Genomic DNA, 10,607 nt, shown 5'->3' with positions numbered 1-10,607 from the left:
TGGGTATCACCTGAACAATATGAACAACAATATTACCAAAACGAAAAAATGATAGAGGCGGGCACTGTCTAATATTTTGGCGAGGATCATTATGACAATAACCTTGCAATTAATCTTACTACCGATGAAATCTATTACTATAAAGATAACGCATGGCAACCCATCAGCGATAAAATGCTAATGCGAACCTTAGCCGATTTATTTACTCAATCAGGCGAGCCATTTAACCCATTAAGAATTAGCTCAGCGGTTGAATCGCTCAGATTGTCCTTACCGATAATGGGAACACCTCAGAAAGATTTAATCTGCTTTAAAAATGGCGTATATGAGCTAAAAAGCCAAACCTTTAGACCTCACAATAAGCAAGATTGGTTATTAGTCAGTAATGATATTGATTACTACCCTGCCAAAGAAAAGGAATCTTTTGATACTCACGCGCCAAACTTCGCTAAATGGCTAAAAAGAGCATCAGGCAATCAAGATAAGGCTAAAAATATCTTAGCTGCGCTATATATGATATTGGCTAATCGTCATGACTGGCAATTATTCTTAGAGGTTACAGGCGCAGGTGGTAGCGGTAAAAGTGTTTTTGCTGAAATTGCGACGATGTTGTCAGGTAAAAACAATACTGTAATAGGCACTATGGACGCATTAGAAAAGGCAAGGGACAGAGCCTTAATCGTGGGTTACTCATTAGTCATCTTACCCGACCAACCGCGTTATATGGGCAGTGGCGCAGGATTAAAAGCAATTACTGGCGGTGATGAAGTCGCAATAGACCCAAAACACAAGCAACCCTACTCCTATAAAATCCCTGCGGTAGTTTTGGTTATCAATAACGAGGCAATGAGATTTAACGAACGAAATGGTGGTATATCGCGACGTAGAGTTATCTTTCACTTTGGTGAGGTGATACCAGAAAAAGAAAGAGACTTAGACTTGGTCAGCAAAATAGAGCAAGAGCTACCCTCAATTGTGAGGTTGCTATTAAATGAGTTTACCGGTCCAGCAGAAGCTAAAGAAAGACTACACCAGCAACAACAATCAGACGAAGCGACGGCGATTAAACGCGAATCCGATCATTTAGTGGATTTTTGTAGTTATCTTGATGCGCTTGATTACCCCAATGGTATGTTTATTGGCAATATGGGAATAATGCCCTTTAACCCCCGAAAATATTTATACCATGCTTATATTGAATACATTCGCAATACAGGTTTAAACAATCCGCTATCACTAACGCAATTTGGCACATCGCTTAATTATGCAATGAAAGAAAACGGTAAAGACTACATGCGTAAAAGAGCAAATAAAGGGATGAGAACCAACGTAGAGCTTAATATCAATACGAGTCAAGACTGGCTACCCAAAGCCGAAGAACCAAAACTTAAAGGAGTATAAAAGAAAATGAAATCATTGAAAGCACTTGCTGACGCTATAGCGGAAACTTATGTTAATGAAATGATAGCTAAACAAGGTAATACCGTATTTACCTTTGTTAACGATGGTGACACTTATACAGGAACTATCACAAAAGAACACTTATCATCGGGGTTAGTTGAACTAGCGCTATTTTGTACAGAAAACGGTAGAAAATCTGACCCATTTCATTTTATCGAAGATATGATTAATTTTTATAGTAAACCTTGGCATATAACCGACTGGGGGAATAGCGCTATAAAAATATATACCGAACAATCATTACTACAAATCCCAACGCGCGTTTATCATTAGGAGGTCATTATATGGCTACATACTCATCACGAGATAAAGATTTTACTATTACTTGCAACGTAGAGCTAAAAGATTTATTAGAAGCAACTGACAAAGCCAAAAAAGAACTTAAGGAATTAAGTGATAGTGGAGCGAAAGCATCAAAAGGCATAGATAAATTAGAATCCTCAGCAAAAAGCGCAGGAGGAGCACTTGGTAAGCTTACTACTATTGCTAAGGCTGTATCAGCCGCTCTTGTCTCTAGCCAAATCATTGCATATGCTCAAAGTTGGAACGAGCTAGAAGACCGTATACAAAACACTGGGGCTACAGCATCACAAACTAAAGACATTTTAGACCAGCTCCTAGCTACTTCCGATCGAAACGGTCGTACAATTGAAGAAACATCTGAGCTATATATTCGCCTTTCAAATTCAATGGGCGAGCTGGGTTATAGTACACAAAGCACAATATCTTATATTGATACACTATCTAACTTGATGACCATCAATAAAACAAGCGCAATCGGTGCGGAATCAGCTATAAACGCTCTTACTAAGGCACAGATGAAAGGAAAACTTGCAGGCATTGAAGCAATGTCTGTTTTTAACGCAATGCCTAGCGTTTTGGGAACATTATCCAATTACCTAAAGAAGAACGCCAAATCAACAAAAGAAGCTGAGAAAATAACAGAGCAATACGTAAGGCAGTTAGCCACTGACGGCAAATTATCTATGCAAACCTTTACCGATGCTATGATAGCCGCACAAGAAGAAACTGCTGCGCTTGCTGACAATATGCGTAACACAGTAACTGACGGTATTAACCGCGTTACGAATAATTTAAAAAAATATTTGGGTGAGCTTAATAACTCAACAGGCGCAACCAAAGTTTTAGTTGATTCGTTGATTTTGATGTCTCAGCATGTTGATATTTTAATGACGGGCGTGGGTGCTTTAGCTGCGATTTACGCAGGAAAATATATCACATCACTAGCTAATGCGACTAAGCAAAGTGCTGAACAAACAATTGCAAATATTCGGCAAGCACAAGCTGAAAAAGTTTTAATTCAAGCTGAAATGGCTAGAATTAACGAGAACATCAGAGCGTTAGAAGTTCAGAAACAGAACATTATTCTAGCTCAAACGTATTGTAATAGCTTACGCGCCCAAACATCATTAAATAAACAGCTTATCGCGGTTGAAGCTCAGTTAGCTACAGCAACAAACAAACATGCAGTAGCGCAAACACAGCTAAACACAGCAATAAAAACGACTTCTTTAGCCGCCAATGGTCTAAGGTCTGCTATGGCTTTGTTAGGTGGTCCTGCTGGCACTGCTATGTTGGCGGCTATGTCGCTATACTATTTCTATGAAAAGGCAAAAAATGCAAAAGAAGAAGCTGTTGGTTTAACTGGAAAAGTGAAAGCACTTTCTGAACAGCTTAATTCTTTCGCTGATGAAAAATTAGTTGTTATTAAAGATGAAGCAGTCAAAGATATAAAAAATGCACAAGAGCAGTTGAAGTTATTGCGCGTCCAAATGAATTCAACACAAGATATCTTGGATGGTAAAGGCGTTTACTCAAATGAAAAACGAATAAATAAAGCTCTTGTCACTAGAAATAAACAGCGTGAACAAGAAAAAGAAATTCTTGACGGAATATTGGCAGCCCAAAAACAAATAGCAGAAGTTGAAGACATACTAGCTTCCCGTATAGGACCAAAGCTTGTAAATAATGGTAAGGAATTAGCAAAAAACTGGGATGACGCATCAAAATCAGAAATTGATAAAAAGCTTGCGAGCATATCCAAAGAGCTTGAAATTGCTAAGTTGAAAGCCAAAGAAAATAGTGAAGCGGCATTTGTCTTGGACGGGCTTTATTCGGCGTTGGGTGATAGAGCTAATGAGTATAGGGAAGACTTAGTAGCGCTGGCACTTGGTCAAACCAACTTTACTAAGTTAACAAATGACCAAGCGGTTGCTTTACAGCCGTTGATAGCAGAATTAAGAGCGTTGTCAGCGGAAAACAATAAAATTAAAGCAAGCAATAAAAAAGGCACAACAAAATCATACGCCGAAGAAGTCAAAGAGCTTAGTGATAAATTGGAAGTTGCTAAACTTGAAGCAAAAGGCATGACAGTTGAAGCTGAATTACTTGCTATCACTCAAAAAATGGGCAGCAAGGTTACAGCAAAACAAACAGAAGAGCTTAGAAAGCTAATCGAAACATCGCAAGCTTATAAAGCGTTAGGTGCTTTGAAAAGTCCAATTGAAGCCGAAGAAGATTCATTTAAACAATCTAAAAAATCATTAGATGTATTACGTAAAGAGGGAGAAATAAAAACTCAAGAAGAATACAACGCTAAGCTTGAACAACTTGAGCAACAACATCAGATAAACATGGCTAAAATCAAATCTGATGCTGTTGTATCTAAAATTGACGACGCTGTAGCACAAGTTGATCCAGTCCAAGCCCTTAAAAATGAAAATGATAGAAAACTTGCTTTGATTCAAGAGTTTGAAAAGCAGAAATGGATCACCGAAGAAAACGCAATAGCTTTACGTGGAGCAGCTAATCATCAGTACGAACAAAATCGTATCAATGCACAATGGGAAATTTGGCGAAATCAGAGCGATGCTAACGAGTTTTTGGCGTCATCTCTTGAGGGACTAGCAAGTAGCGCAACAAGTACAATATCAGGCTTAGCGTCAGGTACGATGACAGCAACGCAGGCAATGCAGAACTTTGCTAATGTGATTTTGAACGAAGCAATCGGTTCATTGGTTCAGATGGGTATGCAATACGTTAAAAACGCAATTGTAGCTAAAACGACATCAGCATCAACGACGGCGGCTCAAGTTTTGGAGGCTAGCATGTTAGCGGCGGCATATCAACCTGCGGCAATGTATGCATCTATTGCTACACAAGGCGCAGCAGCAACTACAGGCGCAACATCGTACGCAACAGCGATTGGATCAATGAAAGCGTTAGGTATAGCTGGTGCGCGTAAAAATGGCGGTCCAGTAGACGCAGGATCAATGTATCGTGTTGGTGAGGGCGGCAAACCTGAAATTCTAGTTGCTGGCGGCAAACAGTACTTAATACCGGGCGAAAATGGACGGGTATTAAGTAATCGACAAATAACATCAGGTAAAGGTGGCGGTTCAGTAATAAACATGACATTTAATACACCGATTCATCTAGACGGAAACGGTGGCATGTCTGAACAAGACGGACAGCAACTAGCTAAAAACATTGAACAAGCTATCCGTGCGCAGATTATGAAAGAGCAAAGACCAGGAGGGCTGCTAAATCGTCGTTGATTTTATAGATGAATTTTCATACCATTAATTAAAATTTTAAAAGGGTTGATGGTATGAAAAGAATCTTGATAATTAGTTTAGTTAGCCTTGCTTTATTCGGCTGTGGTGAAGATAAGATTACAAAAGAGTATCTTGTAGGTGATTGGCGCTGTATGGATGACCAGTATCAAAGACACAATGTCGGAGCTAATGAAGACTTGGGTGTTCCTGTGTCATCTTTGGAGGATCTAAGGACATTTAGAATAATTAATAATGAATTATACCAAATAAACAAAGAGACAGAAAATACTCTTATTGATTTAAGTAAAATTGACTCAACTGAAGATGAAATATCTGATGCTTATAAAACTCATATTGTGAATACTATAAAGGCAATTGATAAAGACACATTTAAATACATAACAACAATAGATATTAAAAATATAGATAATGACACTAACATTATTAACCTTAGAACTAAATTAGAAGGGATTTGCACAAGAATAAAATAACCTACATTAACTACTGGTGACTAAGAATGGCAATAAAAGTAAAAGGTGTTAGAGGATGCATAAAAGGTTTAGATAACACCGTAAACAACATAATCAAAAATAAAGCAGTTAAAGCGATGCATGCTTCAATAATTGTTGGAGCTAACCAAGCAGCGCTTTACACCCCAATCGACACATCTAACTTAGTTAATTCGCAGTATAGAGAAGTAGTCGTAAATGGTACCCGTATAACTGGGCGAGTTGGCTATACTGCCGCTTATGCCGCATATGTTGCTGACCCAAACCATCCCATGAAGTTTAAGCGCTCTACCGCTAAAAAGAACTTTTTAAATAAAGGCTTTGAAGATGTTGAAGACCAAATAGTAAACATCTTTAAAAAAGAGCTATTCAGCTAAATTGTAGTGTACACTTGCACACAAATTCTGACAAAGGCTGGCTACTAAGAGCCGAAGCTCCAAGTTAAATATCATGGTTTATTATAAACTATACTTAATTTGTGATTTACTCAATGTTATTTGTTAATAATTTTGATATTTCCCATACCCAACCAAATTCAGGATATCGAGGTTCTCCGATAACTTGCTCGGAAGTTGTGTCAATCCAATGCGTTCCATTGAAATAGACCTCATTTAATTTGTTTGAAAGGTCTACTACTGTCTTTGGGTATATTTCTCCATTACCAGAAAGTACTCCTTGAATAATAGAGTGGTTTCCTCCTTTTACAAAACCAATTTTCATTGGCAAGACAAGCGTTACATCATGATTAATATCTTGTTTAAATTCTCCACATTTGCGATTTTCCTTTCCAATTGAACCAAGATTACAAACTAAGCTAGTAGGATGCCAACCTGTAGGTAAAATAATATCAGAGGCTAGTTTAAGTGAGTGGTGACTTGCTGAATTCGAATGTTGTGTAGAATTAGCTAAGATTTCGTATACTATGCTATGTGAACAAAGGAAATCCTGGTATAAATCAATCTCTTTTATTGCATGATGTTCATGCGTTAAATAAGCATTTCTAATGTGTTCTGCTTGAATTGGTTTCATTACTATTTTTATCAAATCATATAAGGCTTCATTCTTTGAAAAACAACATGAGTTTTGATTCACAATCTTATTCGCCCACTCCATCAGATTAATAAATTGCTCCTTTTTTAAAGAAGAAATATTTTTTTTGTTAAAAAAATAGATACTCATGTTAACCTCATTTTCATTTATTAGCCATTTTTATGATTAATATTGCTAATATGATTATAAATGAAATAAGTGAACACTTTAAGTGTACACTTGTGAATAGTAAATCATTAAGTGTTCACCGCTCAAACCCTTTTAGAATAAGGCTTCAAGCAAGTAGTGAACACCGTGAACACTTTTTTATAAAATTTTATTTTTATGGGGGGGAGGTATAAAAATCTAAAACATAATTAAAGGATACCGCTCACCTAGATAAATTTTTACACCGTCAAAATTCTAAAACCAATTTTTAACCTTTCAATTTGGCAAGATTAAAATACCTAATATTGGGGGTCAGTTTTTATTTTGGGGGTACAAATGGGGGTACGGCAAACAGAAGAAACAAACACAATGCTTTATGAAAAATGATTTAAACAGTGCTTTTCAAGTCCCGCCCACGCACCAAATCAATAAACAGTAACATTCTTTTAAACCCAACAAAGTACACCAAACCCAGTAATAACAAGCCTTGAAGTCTATTTTATTGCCCATTAAGTATCAGTAAGGTACATTTAAAACTACACCTTTTAGGTATATACTTAAGTATACGAATACTATATGCTTAAAAACCATATACCTAAAATTGTTATGGCAAGAAAAGCAGCCTTGATGATAGATACCCGAATAAAAACCACCAATTCATGAAATAAGGAATATTCATTATTTATAGCAACAATCCGCCTACCTTGCTGTAGACGGAGTAAGGGAAAATATTCATTTAAAATAAATATATTAGTTTTTAAATGAATGAATTGGAGCGGGAATTCTTCCACCTCGATTAATAAAATCACGTGAACTAAATTTGTTTACTGACATAACGGGAGCATGGCCAAGTAAACCACCAAATTCAATGTTATCTCCTACGTTTAACCCCACTGCTGGAATAATTCGCACAGCTGTTGTTTTGTGGTTAATCACCCCTATTGCAGCCTCATCTGCAATGATCGCCGAAATAGTTTCAGCTGGCGTATCGCCTGGAATTGCAATCATATCCAGTCCAACAGAACAAACACAGGTCATTGCTTCTAGTTTTTCAAGATTAAGTGCACCGTTATTTACAGCATCAATCATACCAGCATCTTCCGAAACAGGGATAAATGCACCGCTTAATCCGCCAACATGGCCACAAGCCATTACTCCACCTTTTTTAACTGCATCGTTTAGCATAGCTAGTGCCGCAGTTGTACCGTGTGTACCAACTGCTTCTAATCCCATTTCTTCTAAAATGTGTGCAACCGAATCACCAATTGCTGGGGTTGGAGCTAACGATAAATCGACAATACCAAATTTAACGCCTAAACGTTCAGAAGCCTCTTTACCGACCAGTTGCCCCATACGAGTAATTTTAAATGCAGTTTTTTTGATAGTCTCAGCTACAATATCAAATGGCTGACCTTTGGCTTTTTCAATAGCTCGCTTAACTACACCAGGACCACTGACACCAACGTTAATGACGCAATCAGCTTCACCTACGCCATGAAAGGCACCTGCCATAAATGGATTATCTTCAACAGCATTAGCAAACACAACTAACTTAGCACAGGCCATGCAACTATTATCAGCTGTTAATTGCGCGGCTTCTTTGATGACATTTCCCATTTGCTTTACTGCATCCATGTTGATCCCAGTTTGTGTAGAGCCAACATTTACCGAAGAGCAAACTCGTTCAGTTTGTGCAAGTGCTTGTGGAATTGATTTAATTAAAATTTCATCACCTTTATGGTAACCTTTTTGTACCAGTGCTGAAAATCCACCAATAAAGTTAACATTAACTGCTTTGGCCGCTTCATCCAAAGTTTTAGCAAACGCTACATAATCTTTATCATCACTAGCACCGGCAATTAGAGATATTGGCGTAACAGAAATACGTTTATTGATTATTGGAATACCAAATTCTGAAGTAATCTGATCACCTACTTTAACAAGATCTTTTGCCAGACGTGTAATTTTGTTATAAATCTTTTGGCGTGCTTTTTCACCATCACTATCTATACAATCAAGAAGAGAAATACCCATGGTTATTGTGCGGATATCAAGTTTTTCTTCCTCAATCATTTTAATGGTTTCGAGGATCTGTTTTGTTTCCATTAGTATTATCCTTTTATTAAAATATAGAATTAATATTATAAACGATGCATAGCATCAAAAATTTCTTCTCTTTGAAGATTGACTTTAACTTTTAGATTTTGACCTGTTTGCATCAACACAGTTTTTACTTCATCAAATGACACATTAATTTTAGATAGGTCAAGTAACATAATCATCGTAAAATACTCATCCATGATAGTTTGGCTGACATCTAAAATATTAATATTTAATTCATATAACTTTTGGCTAATACCAGCAATAATACCTGTTTGATCTTTACCAATTACCGTTAAAATGGTTTTCATAACACTCTCCAGCACAAAAAACAGACAATCAAATAATATTTATTGAGCTAACTATAATAGCATCTTCAAAAATTATCGAAATAGGAGTAGATTGTTTTTTTCAGTAAAAATATCAACACAAAAACTAAAAAGAGCAACTTTATGGTAAATTTCTCAAAATCCACAAAATTGGATCATGTTTGTTACGATATCCGTGGTCCAATTCTAGAGCATGCAAAACGACTGGAAGAAGAAGGTCAAACTATCCTGAAACTCAATATTGGAAACCCAGCGCCGTTCGGTTTTGCTGCGCCTGACGAATTATTAATTGATGTGATTAGAAACTTACCTTCCTCACAAGGATATTCCGATTCTAAAGGCCTTTATTCTGCTCGTAAAGCAATCATGCAGTATTATCAAGCTCGCGGAATTAATAGTTTAGATGTTGAAGATATTTACATCGGTAATGGTGTATCAGAATTAATCGTTCAATCCATGCAGGCCTTACTAAATAGTGGAGATGAAATACTCGTACCTATGCCTGATTACCCATTATGGACAGCAGCTATTAGTTTGTCTGGAGGTAGCGCTGTGCACTATCTTTGCGATGAAGAATCAAATTGGTCACCTGATATTGAAGATATTAAACGGAAAATAACTCCAAATACTAAAGGAATAGTAATTATTAATCCTAACAACCCGACAGGCGCTGTTTATAGTAAAGAAGTATTACTTGAGATCGCTGAAATCGCTCGTCAAAATAATCTAATTATCTTCGCTGATGAGATTTACGATAAAATTTTATATGATGATGCAGTGCATTATTCAATTGCCGCATTGGCACCCGATTTATTTGTCATTACCATGAGTGGCCTATCAAAAACTTATCGAGTTGCAGGTTTTAGGCAAGGCTGGATGGCGCTTTGTGGCCCTAAAAACCATGTAAAAGGCTATATTGAAGGCTTAAATATGCTAGCTTCAATGCGTTTATGTGCTAATGTGCCATTACAACATGCTATTCAAGGAGCGCTAGGAGGTTACCAAAGCATCAATGAATTTATTGTTCCTGGAGGTCGCTTATATGATCAATGTATGTTGGCATGGCGTTTACTTAATGAAATCCCTGGGGTTTCATGTACTAAACCACAAGGTGCCTTATATCTATTTCCAAAATTAGATCAAAAAAAATTCAACATCCATAACGACCAAAAACTCGTATTAGATTTTTTGTTACAAGAAAAAGTATTACTTGTACAAGGAACCGGCTTTAATTGGCATAAACCGGATCACGTTAGAATTGTTGCTTTGCCTCATTCTAGCCAACTTGAAGATGCTATTGGAAGATTTGCTCACTTTCTATCTTCCTATAAGCAATAAATCGCTTATTCATTAATCCCCAGCTTCCGCTGGGGTAATTTTAATCGTCCGGTCAAAAATAGATTTATAAAAAAACATTTAATATTGTCTTTTTA

Annotated in this window: 9 protein-coding genes; 6 read left to right on the top strand and 3 right to left on the bottom strand. The window is 36.9% G+C overall.

The genetic code is table 11. The annotated features are described in order from the left end of the window. Window positions 1-180 precede the first annotated feature (180 nt). From A9G25_RS08270 to A9G25_RS08250, 5 genes are read left to right on the top strand one after another with little or no spacing between them, the layout of a single operon-like run. Complete coding sequence (locus A9G25_RS08270; RefSeq protein ID WP_065626532.1) at window positions 181-1,401, top strand: DNA primase family protein; 1,221 nt, start codon at window positions 181-183, stop codon at window positions 1,399-1,401. 6 nt (window positions 1,402-1,407) lie between these two features. After that, entirely contained in the window at window positions 1,408-1,734 is a 327-nt protein-coding gene (locus A9G25_RS08265; RefSeq protein ID WP_065574178.1) for a hypothetical protein, read from the top strand. Between the two features lie 11 nt (window positions 1,735-1,745). Further along, window positions 1,746-5,039 carry a tape measure protein gene (locus A9G25_RS08260; RefSeq protein ID WP_065626531.1) on the top strand — a complete coding sequence of 1,098 codons (3,294 nt, stop codon included), beginning with the start codon at window positions 1,746-1,748 and terminating at the stop codon, window positions 5,037-5,039. 53 nt (window positions 5,040-5,092) lie between these two features. Continuing rightward, window positions 5,093-5,530: a hypothetical protein gene (locus A9G25_RS08255; RefSeq protein ID WP_065626530.1), complete on the top strand. Its 438-nt coding sequence runs from the start codon at window positions 5,093-5,095 to the stop codon at window positions 5,528-5,530. Window positions 5,531-5,556: 26 nt separating this feature from the next. Continuing rightward, window positions 5,557-5,925, top strand: a complete 369-nt coding sequence (locus A9G25_RS08250) for a hypothetical protein (protein ID WP_065574175.1) — start codon at window positions 5,557-5,559, stop codon at window positions 5,923-5,925. 106 nt (window positions 5,926-6,031) lie between these two features. Here A9G25_RS08250 and A9G25_RS08245 read toward each other — a convergent pair whose 3' ends face one another. The 3 genes from A9G25_RS08245 to A9G25_RS08235 form a co-directional block, all read right to left on the bottom strand. After that, window positions 6,032-6,727: a DUF6710 family protein gene (locus A9G25_RS08245; protein ID WP_065626529.1), complete on the bottom strand. Its 696-nt coding sequence runs from the start codon at window positions 6,725-6,727 to the stop codon at window positions 6,032-6,034. Between the two features lie 768 nt (window positions 6,728-7,495). After that, entirely contained in the window at window positions 7,496-8,851 is a 1,356-nt protein-coding gene (locus A9G25_RS08240; protein WP_065626528.1) for a PFL family protein, read from the bottom strand. Window positions 8,852-8,886: 35 nt separating this feature from the next. Then, entirely contained in the window at window positions 8,887-9,156 is a 270-nt protein-coding gene (locus A9G25_RS08235) for an ACT domain-containing protein (protein WP_034914900.1), read from the bottom strand. Window positions 9,157-9,297: 141 nt separating this feature from the next. Between A9G25_RS08235 and A9G25_RS08230 the strand changes: the two genes are divergently transcribed. Next, window positions 9,298-10,512 (top strand): pyridoxal phosphate-dependent aminotransferase, encoded by a 1,215-nt coding sequence (locus tag A9G25_RS08230; protein WP_065626527.1) that lies wholly within the window; start codon window positions 9,298-9,300, stop codon window positions 10,510-10,512. Window positions 10,513-10,607 lie beyond the last annotated feature (95 nt).

Origin of the sequence: Gilliamella sp. Bif1-4 (assembly GCF_001690535.1) — a bacterium.
GTDB classification, from domain to species: Bacteria; Pseudomonadota; Gammaproteobacteria; order Enterobacterales; family Orbaceae; genus Gilliamella; species Gilliamella bombi.
This window is presented reverse-complemented; position numbering and strand designations above follow the sequence as displayed.